Here is an 18,198-nt window from a genome sequence, read left to right as displayed (position 1 = left end):
TAGTCGAAAATTTTGACAACTATGAGCGATGTTTCTTTCTACAGAGAAGAGTTTTTAAATTACCTAGAAAGTAAAATGTTAATTAAAGAGCCTGAGAATTTATATGCTCCTATTTCTTATATTTTAAAATTAGGAGGTAAAAGACTAAGACCAGTTTTGGTTTTACTTTCTACAGAAGCTTTTGGCGTTTCTTATAAAAAAGCGCTCGATGCAGCATTGGCTATTGAAGTTTTTCATAATTTTTCACTCGTTCATGATGATATTATGGATGATGCACCGTTAAGAAGAGGGCAAAAAACAGTGCATGAAAAATGGGATTTAAATACTGGTATTCTTTCTGGAGATGCGATGTTGATTAAAGCCTATCAATTATTTGAAAATTATAGCGTTCATCAATTTAAAGATTTAGCAAAATTATTCAGTAGAACGGCAATCGAGGTTTGTGAAGGTCAGCAGTACGATATCGATTTTGAAACGCGAGAAGATGTGAGTATTCAAGATTACTTAAAAATGATTGAGTATAAAACTGCAGTTTTAGTTGGAGCTTCCTTAGAAATGGGAGCAATTGTTGCTGAGGCTTCCTCTCAACTTCAAAAAGAAGTATATGAATATGGGCGTTTAATAGGTATTGCTTTTCAGTTACAAGACGATTATTTAGACGCCTTTGGTAATCCTGAAAATTTCGGAAAAAGAGTTGGAGGTGATATTATAGAAAACAAAAAAACATTTCTCTATTTAAAAGCATTAGAGCATTCTAGTGAAGAAGATGCAGATCAATTAAGACATCTTTATACTATTTTTCCTTCAGATGCAGAGCAAAAAATTGAAACCGTGAAGCATCTTTTCGAAACCAGTGGAGCTGCAAAAAGTACCCAAGATGAAATCTTTAACTATACACAGCAAGCTTTTGAAATTTTAGAAAATCTAGCTATTAAAGAAGAGCAAAAAAAGCTTTTAAAAGAGTTGGGAGAATCCTTATTAACGAGAACGATTTAGTAATCAATTGTTAAAAAGTGTTAAATTTGCATGAATTCGATTTCGCATAGATAAAAAGCATCTTAATTATAATATAAATTTATAATTAAATACAGGCTATATCTCGTAAAAATTGTATTTTTGATTATGTTTTAAAAACACAAGTGTATATTCCTATTTATGGATCAATTTTCATTTCTAAATGCGGCACACACCGCATATTTCGCAGAGCTATACGATCAATATCTACAGTTTCCAGATAGTGTTGAACCAAGTTGGAGAGCCTTTTTTCAAGGCTTCGATTTTGGTAAAGGTTTGAGTGTGGTTGAAAATGAAGAGGTTTCTTCTTCTTCAAATCAATCTATCAAAGAGCCAGGAAACGGAACTGTGGTAAATATTCCTGATAATGTCTTAAAAGAATTTCAGGTGGTTCAATTAATAGATGGTTATCGTACAAGAGGCCATCTTTTTACAAGAACAAACCCAGTTAGAGAGAGGCGCAAATATGAGCCGACACTCGATATTGAAAATTTTGGATTAGAACAATCTGATTTAGAGACAGAGTTTTCAGCAGGTGAAATTTTGGGGATTGGTACTGCTTCCTTAAAAAATATAATTCAGCATCTTAAAAATATTTACTGTGAATCTATTGGTATCGAGTATATGTATATTCGGAAACCAGAAGAAATTCAGTGGATACAAAAGCGCCTGAATATTAATGAAAATCATCCAAAATTTTCAGAAGATAAGAAAAAGCAGATTTTAAAAAAATTAAATGATGCTGTTGCGTTTGAAAGTTTTTTACACACCAAATATGTAGGTCAAAAACGTTTTTCTCTAGAAGGAGGAGAAAGTTTAATACCAGCGCTTGATTCTTTAATTGAGGCTGCTGCAGACAAAGGTGTAAAAGAGTTTGTGATGGGAATGGCACACCGTGGTCGTTTAAATACCTTGACAAATATATTTGGTAAAAGCGCTAAAGATATTTTTAGTGAGTTTGATGGTAAAGATTACGAACAAGAAGTTTTTGATGGTGATGTGAAATACCATTTAGGGTGGACGTCTTGTCGCACTACCGATAGTGGTAAGCAAATCAACTTAAATATAGCGCCTAACCCTTCTCACTTAGAAACAGTAGGGCCTGTTGTGCAAGGTATTGCTAGGGCTAAACAAGATGGGCATTATCTAGGTTCTCCTAAAAATGTATTGCCTATTATTGTTCATGGTGATGCGGCAATCGCAGGTCAAGGCGTGGTTTATGAAACCGTACAAATGTCTCAGTTAGATGGCTACCGTACAGAGGGTACTATTCACGTTGTTGTAAATAATCAAATTGGTTTTACAACTAACTATTTAGACGCAAGGTCTTCAACTTATTGTACAGATGTAGCAAAAGTAACCTTGTCGCCAGTATTACACGTTAATGCAGATGATGCTGAAGCCGTAGTGCACGCTATGCTTTTTGCGTTAGATTTCAGAATGGAGTTTGGTAGAGATGTGTTTATCGATTTATTAGGCTATAGAAAGTATGGTCATAATGAAGGTGATGAACCTCGTTTTACTCAGCCTAAACTTTATAAGGCAATTGCTAAGCATGATAATACAAGAGATATTTATGCTGAAAAATTGGTGAAAGATGGTCTTATCAATAAAGATTATGTAAAAGAATTAGAAAAGAAATATAAAGACGATTTAGAAGAGAGCTTAGAAAGTTCACGTAAGGAAGAAACAACCCAAATCACTCCAATTATGCAGGATGAATGGGAAGGTTTTACTTATGGTACTGAAAGTGATATGATGGAAACTGTTGATACAACAGTCGCTATAGATGAATTGTCTGAGGTTGCCGAAAAAATTACCAATCTACCAGACGGAAAGAAATTTTTAAGAAAGGTAGCAAAGCTTATTGGGAATAGAAATAAAATGTATTTCGAGACCAATAAATTAGATTGGGGAATGGCAGAGCTTTTAGCTTATGGTACTTTACTAAAAGAAGGCCATAATGTTAGAATGACTGGTCAAGATGTAGAGCGCGGTACCTTCTCTCACCGTCACGCAGTATTAAAAGTAGAAGAAAGTGAAGAAGAGGTTGTTCTTCACAATCAAATAGCAGACGAGCAAGGACATTTATATATTTATAATTCTTTACTTTCAGAATACGGTGTAGTAGGTTTTGACTATGGTTATGCGATGGCAAACCCTAAAACACTATCCATTTGGGAGGCACAATTTGGAGACTTTAGTAATGGAGCGCAAATTATGTTAGATCAGTATATTTCTGCGGCAGAAGATAAATGGAAATTGCAAAACGGTCTGGTAATGTTCTTACCACATGGTTATGAAGGTCAAGGGGCAGAACATTCTTCAGCAAGAATGGAGCGTTACCTTCAGCTTTGTGCAAAAGATAATATGTATGTGGTCGATGTGACTACGCCAGCAAACTTCTTCCACTTGTTGAGAAGACAAGTAAAAGTAGAATTTAGAAAACCGTTAATCGTTTTTACTCCTAAAAGTTTATTGAGACATTCTAAGGTAATTTCAACTAAAGAAGAATTAGCAGAAGGAAGTTTTCAAACTTTACTTGATGATCCTAGTGCAGAAGCTAAAAAAGTAAAAACATTGGTGTTTTGTACAGGTAAATTCTACTATGATTTATTAGAAAGAAAAGAAGAAGAAAAACGAGATGATGTCGCTTTAGTTAGATTAGAGCAGTTGTTTCCAATTCCTACAAGTAGAATTTCAGAAATTATCAATAAATATGAAAATGCAGACGATTTGGTCTGGGCACAAGAAGAGCCAAGAAATATGGGGGCTTATTCTCACTTATTACTTCATTTAAAAGAAATGAGAGAGTTTAGAGTTTGTAGTAGAAGATTCTACGGAGCTCCAGCAGCGGGTAGTGCTGTAAGATATAAGCGAAGACACCAAAGAGTGATCGATAGTGTGTTCGATAAAACATTAAATGACTAATTTTAGAAATACGATACCGAAATTATTTAAATTATGGCTTTAGAAATGAAAGTCCCTTCACCAGGGGAATCAATTACAGAAGTTGAAATAGCAGAATGGCTTGTAGAAGATGGTGATTATGTAGAGAAAGATCAAGCTATTGCAGAGGTAGATAGTGATAAAGCAACACTAGAATTGCCAGCAGAAGCAAGTGGAATTATTACTTTGAAAGCTGAAGAAGGCGATGCTGTACAAGTTGGAGAAGTGGTTTGCTTAATTGATACTGAAGCAGAAAAACCAGGAGGTGGTAAATCTGCTGAAAAAGATGAAGCAGAACGTCAAGACAAAGCTGAGGAAGATAACAGTAAAAAAGCAGAAGCTAAAACTGAAGAACCTTCAAAACCATCTACGCCAGCCCAAAAACAAGACGATAAAAATTACGCATCAGGAACTCCTTCTCCAGCAGCTAAAAAGACTTTAGCAGAAAAAGATATGGACGCTAAAGATGTAAAAGGTACGGGTAAGAATGGTAGAATCACGCAAGATGATGCTGTAAAAGCTAAGCCTTCTATGGGGTCTCCAGGAACAGGAAGCCGTAGCGAGTCACGTAAAAAAATGTCGATGTTACGTCGTAAAGTAGCAGAGCGTTTGGTAAGTGCAAAGAACGAAACCGCCATGTTAACAACCTTTAATGAGGTAGATATGTCGGCTATTTTCGAACTTAGAAAAAAATACAAAGAAGATTTTAAATCTAAACACAGTGTAAGTTTAGGGTTTATGTCTTTCTTTACTAAAGCAGTAATCAAAGCTTTAAATGAATATCCTGCTGTAAACAGTATGATAGACGGTAAAGAAATGATTACTTACGATTATAAAGATATTAGTATTGCAGTTTCAGGTCCAAAAGGATTAATGGTGCCTGTAATTAGAAATGCTGAAAACTTAAGTTTTAGAGGTGTTGAGTCTGAAGTTAAACGTTTAGCAATTAAAGCTAGAGATGGTAAAATGACGGTAGATGAAATGACTGGTGGTACCTTTACAATTTCTAACGGAGGAGTATTTGGATCTATGCTTTCAACTCCAATTATTAACCCTCCTCAAAGTGGTATTTTAGGAATGCACAATATTATTGAGCGTCCGGTAGCCATTGAAGGTAAAGTTGAGGTTAGACCAATGATGTACTTAGCACTTTCTTATGACCATAGAATTATTGATGGTAAAGAATCTGTAGGTTTCTTAGTAGCAATCAAAGAAGCGCTAGAAAGTCCAGTAGAATTATTGATGGATGGTGATATCAACAGAGCCTTAGAATTATAAAAACATAAACGTATTTCTATATAAAAAGCCTTGATTGAGAGATCAAGGCTTTTTTATTTTTGCATTGTAGATCGTAATTACAATTACGGAGTCTTATTTTAAAAATAAAGCTTTCGATTTATAATCAATCACAGCTTTACCTTTTTTTAGAATATCGGCACCGATAATTCCATGAACTTTTTCGGCTTTATGATCTGCTAAAGCTTGATTCACATGGCTTAAATCGAAAACCACTAAATCTATTTTTTTCTTTTTCCAGTCTTTAATCTTAATTTTATTTTTAGTAGAAACCTGCGTGAGCATATTAGTTGCGCCAGCTCCAGCTGCCCGTACGTCACTATCTTCAGCGAAAAGCTCAAAATGCTCTACCACATCTTTTCCAACACAAGAGCTAGATGCTCCGGTGTCTAAAATAAAATTTCCTTTTACGCCATTAATTTCTGCTGCTAACTCAAAATGATTGGTTGCCGTAGTGGTGAGTTTAATTTTTTGGTAACCTTTCTCTGTTAAAAATTTTCGTAAGCTAGACATTCTTCTTTTTTCAACAAAGATAGACGAAGAATTTAAATTAGTTTTGCGAAATCGAAAAGCTTTATTTTGATGAAGATAAGATTAAAATTTTGTGACTTAGTAATTATAAATTGAAATTTAATGAAATTAATAGATACACATACTCATTTATATAGCGATGCTTTTGAAGAAAATCGAATAGAAATGATAGAACGCGCTATTGAAGAAGGCGTTGAAAAATTTTACATTCCTGCAATAGATTCTGAAACGACTCAGGCAATGTACGATTTAGAAAAGGCCTTTCCAGAGCATATGTATTTAATGATGGGATTGCATCCTACATCGGTTAAAGGAAATTACGAAACAGAATTAAAACATATTGAAGTAGAATTGGCGAGAAGAAAATTTTACGCCATAGGAGAAATTGGTATCGATTTATATTGGGATCAGTCTACTCTAGCTATTCAGCAAGATGCATTTAGAAGGCAAATAAAATGGGCGAAAAAATATAAATTGCCAATCGTTATACATTGCAGAAATGCTTTTGATGAAGTTTTTGAAATTTTAGAAGAAGAAAAAGCAGAAGATTTATTCGGAATTTTTCATTGTTTCACAGGAACTTTAGCGCAAGCAAGACAAGCGATTTCTTATGGAATGAAATTAGGTATTGGTGGAGTGGTCACCTTTAAGAATGGTAAAATAGATCAGTTTTTAAATGAAATTCCGCTAAAACACATCGTTTTAGAAACAGATTCGCCATATTTGGCACCCACACCATTTAGAGGAAAAAGAAATGAAAGTGCTTACGTACTTAAGGTAGCTGAAAAATTAGCAGAGGTTTATGATATTTCTATAGAAGAAATAGCCGAAGTGACTACTCAAAATGCATTAGAAATTTTCAATATAAAATAAAATTTATGCAAGATAATATCTCTAATATTCTTTTGATTTATACCGGTGGTACTATTGGTATGATTAAAGATTATGAAACTGGAGCTCTAAAAGCTTTTAATTTTGATGAGTTATTACAAAGTATTCCAGAGCTAAAACATCTTGAGCATCATATTGAAACTTTGAGTTTTGATGAGCCTATAGATTCTTCAAATATGAATCCAGAATACTACTTAATGATTGCTGAAATTATTGAAGAAAATTATAAGCAGTACGATGGTTTTGTTGTGCTTCACGGGAGTGATACCATGGCTTATGCCGCTTCAGCTTTAAGTTTTATGTTAGAGAATTTAAATAAACCTATTATTTATACCGGTTCGCAATTACCTATTGGAGATTTAAGAACAGATGCAAAAGAGAATTTAATTACATCTATTCAGTTAGCTGGATTAAAGAAAAATGGAAAAAGCGTAATTAGAGAAGTTGGTTTGTATTTTGAATATAAATTATATCGCGCCAACAGAACATCTAAAGTAAGTGCAACGCATTTTCAAGCTTTTGATTCTCCTAATTATCCGCCACTCTCAATATCTGGAGTAGAACTGCAGGTGAATGAATACTTGCTGAAACGTGTTCATGGAAGAAAGAAATTTTATGTTCACAAGCAATTAGAGAATAATATTATGATTATTAAACTTTTTCCGGGTATTAATGAACGTACACTTTTGCATCTCACAAATCTTGAAAATATTAAAGGAATTGTATTAGAAACTTACGGTAGTGGTAATGCGTGTAATGAAAAATGGTTTACAGATATTATTAAAAAAGCAATTCAAAAAGGAATTAAAGTGATTAATGTTACCCAATGTGTGGGAGGAAGTGTTGTTATGGGACATTATGAAACCAGTACAGTTTTAAAATCTATAGGCGTTGTTTCTGGAAAAGACATCACTACAGAGGCTGCAGTAGCTAAACTTATGTATTTATTGCCTAAAAAATTATCAGATAAAGTGTTTAAAACCATCTTCGAAACCTCTTTGCGTGGAGAAATGTCATAAAATTAACGTACAAGGCTTGAATGGGATATTTTTTTTTTGTTATTTGCCACCCCTAATGAAATATTAGGTAATTTTAGCGTTAATAGAGAGGTGGCCGAGTGGTCGAAGGCGCACGCCTGGAAAGTGTGTATACGTCAAAAGCGTATCGAGGGTTCGAATCCCTTCCTCTCTGCTAGAAATTTAGATTTTTAATGAGTAATAATTTTTATATATTTAACCCTTTAACTAATTAAATTAAGACAACAAGTAATGAAAAGATTATTTTCTATTCTGGGAATCGCTACAATTATGGTCTTCAGTGGCCTTAATGCAAAAGCGACTAATAGTGTTAACGATTTCGCTTCAGTAACTAGTTACATCGTTCAAGACGAAAATGCTGGTACTGCAGACGAAGCTACAGAAGAAAACGTGAGTTTTCATCAAGAATTAAAAAGACGTTTTATAGAAGGAGGTCCTGCTTTTATGGGGATTGTACTTTTATGTTTAATTCTTGGTCTAGCTATCGCAATTGAGCGTATCATATTTTTAAACTTATCTACCACTAATTCTAAAAAATTAGCACAAAGAGTAGAGGATGCTTTAAATAGTGGTGGTATAGATGCAGCAAAAGATGTTTGTAGAGATACAAAAGGTCCTGTAGCTTCTATTTACTATCAAGGTTTAGATAGAGCAGATGAAAGCTTAGAGGCTGCAGAAAAAGCAGTAGTGGCTTATGGAGGTGTTCAAATGGGACAATTAGAGAAAAACGTTTCTTGGGTGTCTTTATTTATTGCACTTGCACCGATGCTTGGTTTCATGGGTACTGTAATCGGTATGATTGAAGCATTTGATAAAATTCAAGCAGCAGGTGATATGCAACCATCATTGGTAGCTGGAGGTATTAAAGTAGCACTTTTAACAACTGTATTTGGTCTTATTGTAGCTATTATCCTTCAAATTTTCTATAACTATATTATCGCTAAAATTGATAGTATCGTTAACGATATGGAAGATGCATCAATTACTTTAATTGACATCTTAGTAGACTACAAAAGAAGAAAGTAATTTAATATCATAACTAATTATGACTTTACATAAAGTTTTAAAATATTTAGCATTGGTTATAGGTGTTATTGGTCTTGTGCTTTTAGCAAGAGTAGTAATTACTGGTGACGATGCTATAGCAAACTCAGCAGATTTACAAAGTAGCGTGCTGGTACCTTTAATGTACTTATCATATTTTGTGATTTTCGCTATTTTAATTTTGGTAGGTGTTTCTGTGATTAAAGATTTAATTAACGGAAACATTAAAAAGACCTTAATGTCTATTGGTGTTTTTGCTGTAATTGTTTTGGCAGGTTATTTGCTTGCTAACGGAGTAGAAACCGAAATGAACAGTGGCGAAATGCTATCTGCAAATGGCTCGCAATGGGTAGGAGCAGGTCTTATAATTTTTTACATACTTGCAGCGATAGCTATTGGAGCAATGGTTTTCTCTGGAGTAAAAAAATTAGCAAAATAAATTAATTATGGCAAAAAGAAGTGCACCAGAAGTTAATGCAGGATCGATGGCAGACATCGCTTTCTTGCTGTTAATCTTCTTCTTGGTAACAACTACTATTGAGACCGATGCAGGTCTTAATAGAAAATTGCCGCCAATTCAAGAAGAACCACAAGATCCACCACCATTAAAGAAAAAGAACATTTTTCAGGTTTTAATTAATCAACAAAATGATCTGTTAGTAGAAGAAAAAGAGATGGAGCTAAGTGACCTACGTCAAGCAGCTATCGATTTCTTAGATAATGGAGGGCAAGGTTGTGAATACTGTCAAGGTAAAGGAGATCCGGCTTCATCAGATAATCCAAACAAAGCAGTAATTTTATTAGAGAATACAAGAGAGACAGATTACTCTATGTATATCGCTATTCAAAATGAACTTGTTGCAGCTTATAACTTCTTAAGAAATAGAGAAGCAAACAGACTGTTTGGAATGAGTTTTACTGAAATGGAAGCTAACTTTAATGATGCTCAGTATAATGGAAATAAAGAGCTATTAGAAGATAGAATAGGAACTATTAGAGATATGTTCCCTCTGAAACTTTCAGAAGCAGAACCTAAAGAAAGTAAATAACCAAGACTAATAACGATAAATTATGTCTAAATTTAAAAAGAAAAAGAGTGGAGATTTACCGGCAATATCAACGGCATCGTTGCCAGATATTGTATTCATGCTTTTATTCTTCTTTATGGTTGCTACTGTTATGCGTGAAAATACGCTTATGATTCAGAACGATCTTCCTTATGCAGATCAAGTAGAAAAATTGCAAAAGAAAGATTTAGTAATGTATGTTTATGCAGGTAAACCAAGCGCGCGTTACCAAAGACAGTATGGAACAGAAGCTAGAGTTCAGTTAAATGATAAATTTGCAGATGTCAGTGATATCAAACAATTTATTATTGAAGAAAGAGAATCTAAACGTGAAGAATTAAAAAGTAAATTAACTACTTCATTAAAAGTTGATGGAGAAACTAACATGGGGTTAGTTTCAGACATTAAATATGAGTTAAGAAGAGCAGAAGCCTACCGTATTAATTATACGACAAGAAAAGGTGATGCTGCTCAGAATATGCAATAGAAATTATATTTGTTGTTCACTTAAAAAACATCCAACCTTAGGTTGGATGTTTTTTTATTTATAAAACGATTTTATTTACCTTTTACGTATGAAATATTTCTTGACCATTTTTTCATGTTTTACATTTAGTTTTTTTCTATCTGCTCAGAAAGAAACTAAAGTTGAAAATGATTCTATTGTGGTAGGTACTACTAAAGTTGATAGTTTGTATCGAGAAGATCAGTTTTATTTTGGTTTTACTTTTAATTTATTACTAAATCGGCCTAAAGGTCTAGATCAATCAGGTTTTTCAGGTGGTTTGCAATTAGGTTATTTAAGAGATTTTCCCATTAATAAATCTAGAACTATAGCTATTGCTCCTGGGTTGGGATGGTCTGTAAACTCTTATGGTCAGAACTTGCTTATCACAGAAAATAGCAATGATGAAAGCGATTTCTTTATCTTAGATGATAATAACGATTATACTAAAAATAGGTTTAGTACCTATCTACTAGAATTTCCCTTAGAGTTTAGGTGGAGAAATAGTACCCCAGATTCGTATAAATTTTGGCGAGTTTATGCTGGTGTAAAAGCGAGTTATTTATACCATTTCAAATCTAAATATGAAGGAGAGGGTAATAACGTGACACAAACAAAACTGAAAGAATTAAATAGATGGCGCTACGGACTCATGTTTACTTTTGGTTACAATACTTTTAATTTTCATTTTTATTACAGCTTAAACCCTTTATTTGATGCGAAGAATTCTGAAAACAATCGTGAAATTGGGCTTCATCCATTAAAAATGGGCCTTACATTTTATATTTTATAAAAAGAAATGCTCTATCATTAGAAATGATACCTGCGGTAATATCCCAACGATTAAACCTATAATTAATTCATTTAAATGGTGAGCTTTTTGTTGAATTCTTGAACTCGCTGTCCAGCCTATGCTAAAGAATAAAAAGGCAATTAAACAAATTAGATTTGTGCTATATATGATGCTAATATATGTAATAAAGCAAGTCACTCCTGCAATACCCATCATATGAAGGCTAACTTTATATTTAAATATATTCATTAAAAATGCTATAAAACTTGAATATAAAATTCCCGTAAAGAAGTAATGTAATACTGCAAACTCTTCTGCAGCCAAAACAAAATTAAGTACCGTTAAGAGAATTAAACAAAAAAAGACCATAGGTAAACACCTTTCTTTAGCTTTTGGTAATCTTATATTTTTTACTAAACCTAAATTCTTCAGTAGAAAATAAAAAACAATAGGTATAAAAATTGTAAGAATTGCTATGGCTAGTAATTTAGCTTTGATAATAGAGTTGGGTAAAAATCTCGGGGAAATAACAAAGTAAGCGATACTCCCCAATATTGGCATCCATAACGGATGAAAGATATAAGATGCCAATCTGATAAACCACTTCATTTAAATTTCTTTACGTAATCTAGCCACAGAGATGTCTAATTGTTCTCTATATTTAGCCACTGTTCTTCTAGCAATAGGATAGCCTTTTTCTTTTAATATTTTAGCAAGCTTATCATCGGTTAGAGGTTTTTTCTTGTCTTCTTCTCCTACCGTGATTTCTAAGATTTTTTTAATTTCTCTAGTTGAAACATCTTCTCCCTGATCGTTTTTCATCGATTCAGAAAAGAATTCTTTAATAAGCTTAGTTCCGTAAGGTGTATCTACATATTTACTATTAGCAACTCGAGAAACCGTAGAAACATCCATCTCTATTTCTTCAGCAATATCTTTTAAGATCATGGGTCTTAAATCACGTTCATCGCCAGTTAAAAAGTATTCGTGCTGATGATGCATAATTGCACTCATCGTTACAAATAAGGTTTCTTGTCGCTGTCTTATTGCTTCTATAAACCATTTTGCAGAATCTAGTTTTTGTTTAATAAACATCACTGCATCTTTTTGTTCTTTGGTTTTTTTCTTAGACTCTTTGTAGCCTTTGAGCATGTTATTATATTCTCTGGATACATGCATTTGTGGTGCATTTCTACCGTTTAGAGAGAGTTCTAGCTCGCCGTCTTTAATCTTTATTGTAAAATCTGGCGTAACGTGTTCTACAGGCCTTAAATTGCCTGCGTAAGAACCTCCAGGTTTTGGATTAAGATGTTCGATTTCTTCTATACCAGCACGCAGCTGATCTTCGGTAATATCAAATTTAGAAAGTAATTTGGTATAATGCTTTTTTGTAAATTGATCAAAAGCTTTTTCAAGCATGTCTGTAGCCAATTCTACACTTGCGGTCTGATTTTTTCTTTTTAATTGAATGAGCAAACACTCCTGTAAACTTCTTGCTCCTACACCTGCAGGGTCTAATTGATGTACAATTTTAAAAATGCGCTCTACACTTTCTTCATCTGTATAAACATTTTGTGTAAATGCCAAATCATCAACAATATCAGGCACATCTCTACGTATATAACCGCTTTCGTCTACACTGCCGACTAAAAATTCAGCAATTTTCATTTCATCTTCTTTAAGGCGAAAAGTTTGCAACTGCGTTTTTAGATGCTGAGAAAAGCTGGTGCCCGAAGCATATGGAACTGTCTTTTCATCGTCGTCTTTGCTGTAATTATTTGCTTGTAAACGATAATTCGGTATTTCATCATCACTCAAATACTCATCGACATTGATTTCTGTTTCAATTACTTCTGAGTCGTTAGCGGGCTCATCGTTCTTGAATTCATCTTCAAATTCGTATTCTTCAGATTTTTCTTTACCACTATCTAAAGCAGGATTGTCTTCTAGCTCTTGTTTTACTCGTTGCTCAAAAGCTTGCGTAGGCAATTGAATAAGCTTCATGAGCTGAATTTGCTGCGGAGAGAGCTTCTGTGATAACTTAAAGTTTAATTGTTGCTTTAGCATGGCTTGATGTATTACTTATTACAAAATTAACAAAACTGGCACGACAATTGTTACCAAAATTTTGTTAAGCTTCTACAACTTTTTTAAATACTTTTCAAATTTCTTCGGAAAAGTATTCTCTAAATGGATTGGTGCTTTGGTGATAGGATGGGTAAAAGTAAGTGCGTGAGCCTCTAGTAAAATACCTTTTATTTTTTCTGAAGAACCGTAAGTTTCATCTCCTACAATTGGATTTCCGTTTTTACTTAGATGAATTCTTATTTGATGTGTTCTTCCAGTTGTTGGAAATAATTCGACTAAAGAATAAGTTTTATCATTCTTCTGAATTATTTCTTTAAGCTGAAATTTAGTTTCGGCTGTTTTCTCATCGATAGGAGTATTGAAAATTCCATTTTCTGAAATTTCACCAGAAACAATTGCTAAGTACGATTTCTGAATTTCCTTTTCTTCAAAAGCTTGATTCAATTTTACTTGAACATTTTTAGTTTTAGCAGCAAGTAGTAGTCCGCTAGTAGGATTGTCTAAACGATGAACAGGAATTGGGTAGGGAAGCGCATCTTTTTCTGAAGAGGTTTCTAAGTTGAAAGGAAGTGCGTTTTCAATGGTTTTAAAGTAGTTTCCGTTGGTAGGATAACCTGAAGGTTTTTCGATAACTGCGAGGTATTCATCTTCAAATAGTACTTTCAGTTTTAGTTGAAATATTTTTTTCTGCAGAAGTTCTTCTTGTAGTAATTCTAAAACTTGTCCTTCTACTATCCAATCGCCAGTATTCGCTGTTTTTCCGTTTAATAGAATAAGCTCTTTTTTGATTGCTTTTTTAATTCCGCTACGTGTAGAAAGCGTCTTAAAAACTGAAGCCGCATATTCTTGTAATCTAATTGGTTCTTTAATTTCTGGAACTTGGTGTTTTTCTATTATTTTCAAATTAAAGTTTTAGAGTTTAAACCAAAAAAAAGGTTGTCTATTGTTTAATTTAAAACAGTACAGACAACCTTTAAAGTTATAAAAAAAATAGATTAAAATTCGGCGTTTTTAGGTGTTCTTGGGTAAGGTATTACGTCGCGAATATTTGTCATTCCAGTAGCGAATAATACTAAGCGCTCAAAGCCTAAACCAAAACCACTATGTACGCAAGTTCCAAATCTTCGAGTGTCTAAATACCACCATAATTCTTTCTCATCTACTCCTAATTCTTGCATTTTGGTTTGAAGTACATCTAAACGTTCTTCTCGTTGTGAACCACCAACAATTTCTCCAATACCAGGAAAAAGAATGTCCATCGCACGAACTGTTTTACCGTCTTCATTTAAACGCATATAGAATGCTTTGATGTTGGCCGGATAATCAAATAAAATTACTGGACAATTAAAGTGTTTTTCTACTAAATAACGTTCGTGTTCACTTTGTAAATCTGCGCCCCATTCTTCTATTATGTAATTAAATTTTTTCTTTTTATTAGGTTTAGAGTTCTTTAAAATATCGATCGCTTCGGTATAACTAACACGTTTAAAGTTATTGTCTACAATAAATCGAAGTTTTTCTCGCAATGCCATTGGCGCACGATCTGCCTGAGGTTTAGATTTATCTTCTTGAATAACACGATCTTCTAAAAAGGCTAGATCATCATCGCAATTTTCTAATACGTGATTGATCACGTGCTTGATAAAATCTTCAGCAAGATCCATATTACCGTCTAAGTCGCAGAAAGCAACTTCAGGCTCGATCATCCAAAACTCTGCTAAGTGACGAGAAGTGTTGGAGTTTTCAGCTCTAAAGGTAGGCCCGAAGGTATAAATTTGTCCTAAACCTAAGGCGTAAGTTTCTCCTTCTAATTGTCCGCTTACCGTAAGATTGGCTTCTTTTCCGAAGAAATCTTCTTTATAATTAATCGAACCGTCTTCGTTTTTAGGAGCATTGTTTAAATCGAAATTAGTGACTTTAAACATTTCTCCAGCACCTTCAGCATCACTACCGGTAATAATTGGCGTGTTTACGTAATTAAAACCGTTTTGATTAAAATATTGATGCACCGCAAACGACAATTGTGAGCGTACACGCATTACCGCGCTAAATGTATTGGTACGCACGCGTAAATGTGCTTGTTCTCTTAATTTTTCTAAGGTGTGGCGCTTAGGCGAAAGAATGGTTTTCTTTACTTCTTCTGGATTGGCTTTCCCTAGAATTTCGATGTTTTTAACTTCAATTTCTACGCGCTGCCCTTTACCTTCACTTTCTTTTAAAGTTCCGGTTACCGAGATGGCTGCTCCGATATTAATTTCGTTAAGAATTTCTTCCGGAGTGTTTTCAAAATCTAACACACATTGCAAATTATTGATGGTAGAACCGTCGTTTAAAGCAATAAAACGATTACTTCTAAAGGCGCGAACCCAACCTTTAGCGGTAAAATCTTGTAAAAAGTGGTCGCTTTTTAATAATTCAGCAATTTTAGTATGTTTCATTTTTATTTTATTTGAAAGGCAAATATAAATTTTTCGACATAGCTTAAAAAATAAGTCATTATAATTTCAGCACTTTTTGAAATTACTCTTTCTCTTCCTCTAAATCCTCATCATCAGATAAGATCTGTAAATGAGGCTCCTTAAGCGTTTTCTTATTGGCGATATTTTTTTCTAAAGAAAGTAATAACGATGGTAATAATAACAAGTTTGAAAGCATCGCAAACAATAACGTTGCAGAAACTAAACCACCTAAAGCTTTCGTACCTCCAAAACTACTAATCATAAATACCGAAAATCCGAAAAATAATACAATAGATGTGTAAAACATACTTACTGTGGTTTCGCGCAATGCGGGATATACCGATTTTTTAATCTTCCAATTATTAGCTTTTAATTCTTGTCGGTATTTTGCTAAAAAGTGTATGGTGTCATCTACCGAGATACCAAAGGCGATACTGAATACTAAAATGGTGGATGGTTTAATAGGAATACCTAAAAAGCCCATCATACCAGCGGTAATTAAGAGCGGAAGTAAGTTAGGTACCAATGAAATGATAATCATTCTAAATGAACGGAACATCCAGGCCATAAAAATAGCAATCAATACAATCGCTAAAGTGAGTGACATTACTAAGTTTTTTACCAAGTAATTGGTTCCTTTTTGAAAGACTAAAGCCTTCCCCGTCATTGTTACTTCATAGCGATCTTTTGGGAAAATTTCGTGAATTTTAGGCCAGAGGTTGGCTTCAATGCGTTCCATTTCTTCAGTTCCTACATCTTTCATAAAAACAGTCATTCTTGCAAATTGCCCTGTAGAATCTACGTAAGCATTTAATTGATCACTGGTGCCATCTGATAATGACTTTAAATATGGAAAAATAAAATTTCGTTCTTGCGATGTAGGGAGCTGGTAATATTTAGGATTACCGTTATAGTAAGCTTGCTTAGAATATTTAACAAGGTTGACTACAGAAACTGGTTGAGAAAGTTCTGGAGCATCTAGAATTAAATCTTCTAATCGCTGCATTTTTTTTAGCGTAGAGAGTTTTAATACTCCTTTTTTTCTGTTGGTATTGATAAGAATTTCTAGCGGCATAATTCCATCAAATTCATTTTCAAAAAATTCGATGTCTTTGAAGAATTCAGCATCTTTTGGCATATCTTCTAACAAGCTTCCTGAAACTTTAATCTGATAAATACCAATAATACTTACTGCAAGAAATACCACAGCACATATATAAATGGTAATTCTTCTGTTTTTTACCGTTTGCTGAATCCAATCTACAAAGCCTTCAATCCAAGTTTTTCCTAAGTGACGCAAATGCTTTTCATTTGGTCTAGGCATATAGCTATAAATAATAGGAATAATTAATAGGCTAAGTACAAAAATGGCAAGAATATTAATAGAAGCTACAATACCAAATTCTTTTAATAGCGTACTTTCTGTAATGATAAATGTGGCAAAACCAGAAGCTGTAGTTACGTTAGTCATCAAGGTAGCGTTTCCTACTTTGGTGATTACTCGTTGTAATGATTTGGCTTTATTGCCATGATTTTTTATTTCTTGTTGGTATTTATTAATCAAGAAAATACAGTTGGGTATGCCAATAACAATAATTAATGGCGGAATAATCGCGGTTAGTACAGTAATTTCATAATGCATTAACCCTAAGAATCCAAAAGACCACATTACACCAATAATAACGGTGAACATAGAAATAAGTGTGGCTCTAAACGATCTAAAAAAGAAAAAGAAAATTAAAGAGGTAACCAGTAAAGCGCCACCTACAAAAAGCCCAATTTCATCAATAATATTTTGAGAGTTTAAGGTTCTGATGTAGGGCATTCCTGAAACATGAAGCTCAATGTCATTCTTTTTCTCGAAATCTTGAAGTAGAGGTTGAATTACATCTAAAATAAAGATTTTTCTTCTTTTAGAGTTTACAATGTCTTTTTTTATATAAACCGCAGTTTGGACGGTGTTGGAGTTTTTACTATATACTAAGCCTTCGTAAAAAGGTAAACTATCAAAGAGAACTTTTTTGTAGTTAGAAGCTTGTTGTTGATTAACACGTTCTTCTTTAACTAAATCTACCAATTCAAAACGTGATGGATTGGTGAATTTTTGAAGCTTTTTAAGTTTGCCAATTCCTATGGTATAATCTACTTCTGGAAAAGAATCTAATTTTTCAGCTAAGCGATTCCAAGCATTAAATTTTTCAGGAGTAAAAAGTGTAGGGTCGTTAGTGGCTATTAAAAGAACATTACCTTCTTCACCAAACTGATTTAAGAATTTTTGATATTCTTGGTTAACTTCGTGGTGGTCTGGGAGTAAATTAGCTTCTGTATAAGAGAAGCGCATGTTTTTCCATTGGGTCCCTAAAAAAATGGTGATTCCAGCAATGAGAATCAATATAAGGGTTCGGTTTCTTAGAATAACCCCTGCGATGGTGTTCCAAAACCCGAAACTAAAAATCTTAGACATATCAAAAAATTACGGGCGCAAAGGTATAAAATGCTTACTAATAAACTATTGAAAAATTAA

16 protein-coding genes and 1 tRNA gene are annotated in these 18,198 nt (G+C 33.6%); 11 read left to right on the top strand and 6 right to left on the bottom strand.

Annotation, left to right across the window (positions count from 1 at the left end):
• Positions 1-21 precede the first annotated feature (21 nt).
• The 3 genes from KW502_RS08725 (at position 22) to odhB (ending at position 5,241) form a co-directional block, all read left to right on the top strand.
• Complete coding sequence (locus tag KW502_RS08725; RefSeq protein WP_219040170.1) at positions 22-996, top strand: polyprenyl synthetase family protein; 975 nt, start codon at positions 22-24, stop codon at positions 994-996.
• Between the two features lie 159 nt (positions 997-1,155).
• The gene (locus KW502_RS08720) at positions 1,156-3,945 is read left to right on the top strand and encodes a 2-oxoglutarate dehydrogenase E1 component (RefSeq protein WP_219040169.1); all 2,790 of its coding nucleotides are present in this window, start codon (positions 1,156-1,158) and stop codon (positions 3,943-3,945) included.
• 33 nt (positions 3,946-3,978) lie between these two features.
• Positions 3,979-5,241, top strand: a complete 1,263-nt coding sequence (odhB, locus tag KW502_RS08715) for a 2-oxoglutarate dehydrogenase complex dihydrolipoyllysine-residue succinyltransferase (RefSeq protein ID WP_219040168.1) — start codon at positions 3,979-3,981, stop codon at positions 5,239-5,241.
• A gap of 93 nt (positions 5,242-5,334) precedes the next feature.
• Here the strand turns inward: odhB and KW502_RS08710 are convergent, their stop codons facing one another.
• Positions 5,335-5,772 carry a retropepsin-like aspartic protease gene (locus tag KW502_RS08710; protein ID WP_219040167.1) on the bottom strand — a complete coding sequence of 146 codons (438 nt, stop codon included), beginning with the start codon at positions 5,770-5,772 and terminating at the stop codon, positions 5,335-5,337.
• 120 nt (positions 5,773-5,892) lie between these two features.
• Here KW502_RS08710 and KW502_RS08705 point away from each other — a divergent pair, with 120 nt between their 5' ends.
• The 8 genes from KW502_RS08705 (at position 5,893) to KW502_RS08670 (ending at position 11,127) form a co-directional block, all read left to right on the top strand.
• Positions 5,893-6,663: a TatD family hydrolase gene (locus KW502_RS08705; protein ID WP_219040166.1), complete on the top strand. Its 771-nt coding sequence runs from the start codon at positions 5,893-5,895 to the stop codon at positions 6,661-6,663.
• A gap of 5 nt (positions 6,664-6,668) precedes the next feature.
• Positions 6,669-7,700, top strand: a complete 1,032-nt coding sequence (locus tag KW502_RS08700) for an asparaginase (RefSeq protein ID WP_219040165.1) — start codon at positions 6,669-6,671, stop codon at positions 7,698-7,700.
• A gap of 84 nt (positions 7,701-7,784) precedes the next feature.
• Positions 7,785-7,872, top strand: a tRNA-Ser gene (locus KW502_RS08695).
• Between the two features lie 77 nt (positions 7,873-7,949).
• A complete protein-coding gene (locus KW502_RS08690) occupies positions 7,950-8,744 on the top strand; it encodes a MotA/TolQ/ExbB proton channel family protein (RefSeq protein WP_219040164.1) in 795 nt (264 codons plus the stop codon).
• 19 nt (positions 8,745-8,763) lie between these two features.
• On the top strand, positions 8,764-9,201 hold the full coding sequence (locus tag KW502_RS08685) for a hypothetical protein (RefSeq protein WP_219040163.1): 438 nt from the start codon (positions 8,764-8,766) through the stop codon (positions 9,199-9,201).
• 7 nt (positions 9,202-9,208) lie between these two features.
• Positions 9,209-9,811 carry an ExbD/TolR family protein gene (locus tag KW502_RS08680; protein ID WP_219040162.1) on the top strand — a complete coding sequence of 201 codons (603 nt, stop codon included), beginning with the start codon at positions 9,209-9,211 and terminating at the stop codon, positions 9,809-9,811.
• A 22-nt stretch (positions 9,812-9,833) separates the two neighbouring features.
• Positions 9,834-10,316 (top strand): ExbD/TolR family protein, encoded by a 483-nt coding sequence (locus KW502_RS08675; protein WP_219040161.1) that lies wholly within the window; start codon positions 9,834-9,836, stop codon positions 10,314-10,316.
• 88 nt (positions 10,317-10,404) lie between these two features.
• Positions 10,405-11,127, top strand: a complete 723-nt coding sequence (locus KW502_RS08670) for a porin family protein (protein ID WP_219040160.1) — start codon at positions 10,405-10,407, stop codon at positions 11,125-11,127.
• On the opposite strand, the gene KW502_RS08665 is transcribed toward KW502_RS08670, so the two are convergent.
• The 5 genes from KW502_RS08665 to KW502_RS08645 form a co-directional block, all read right to left on the bottom strand.
• Positions 11,122-11,736, bottom strand: a complete 615-nt coding sequence (locus tag KW502_RS08665) for a hypothetical protein (RefSeq protein WP_219040159.1) — start codon at positions 11,734-11,736, stop codon at positions 11,122-11,124. The two genes, KW502_RS08670 and KW502_RS08665, sit on opposite strands and share 6 nt — an antisense overlap.
• A complete protein-coding gene (rpoN, locus tag KW502_RS08660) occupies positions 11,737-13,194 on the bottom strand; it encodes an RNA polymerase factor sigma-54 (protein ID WP_219040158.1) in 1,458 nt (485 codons plus the stop codon).
• Between the two features lie 72 nt (positions 13,195-13,266).
• A complete protein-coding gene (locus KW502_RS08655; protein ID WP_219040157.1) occupies positions 13,267-14,118 on the bottom strand; it encodes an RluA family pseudouridine synthase in 852 nt (283 codons plus the stop codon).
• Positions 14,119-14,210: 92 nt separating this feature from the next.
• Positions 14,211-15,653 (bottom strand): asparagine--tRNA ligase, encoded by a 1,443-nt coding sequence (gene asnS, locus KW502_RS08650; protein WP_219040156.1) that lies wholly within the window; start codon positions 15,651-15,653, stop codon positions 14,211-14,213.
• Between the two features lie 82 nt (positions 15,654-15,735).
• A complete protein-coding gene (locus KW502_RS08645; RefSeq protein WP_219040155.1) occupies positions 15,736-18,138 on the bottom strand; it encodes an efflux RND transporter permease subunit in 2,403 nt (800 codons plus the stop codon).
• Between the last annotated feature and the right edge of the window lie 60 nt (positions 18,139-18,198).

Source organism: Mesonia aestuariivivens (genome assembly GCF_019311235.1).
Classification (GTDB): Bacteria; Bacteroidota; Bacteroidia; order Flavobacteriales; family Flavobacteriaceae; genus Mesonia; species Mesonia aestuariivivens.
Note: the sequence above shows the minus strand (reverse complement) of the source record. Positions and strands in the feature narration are given on the sequence as shown.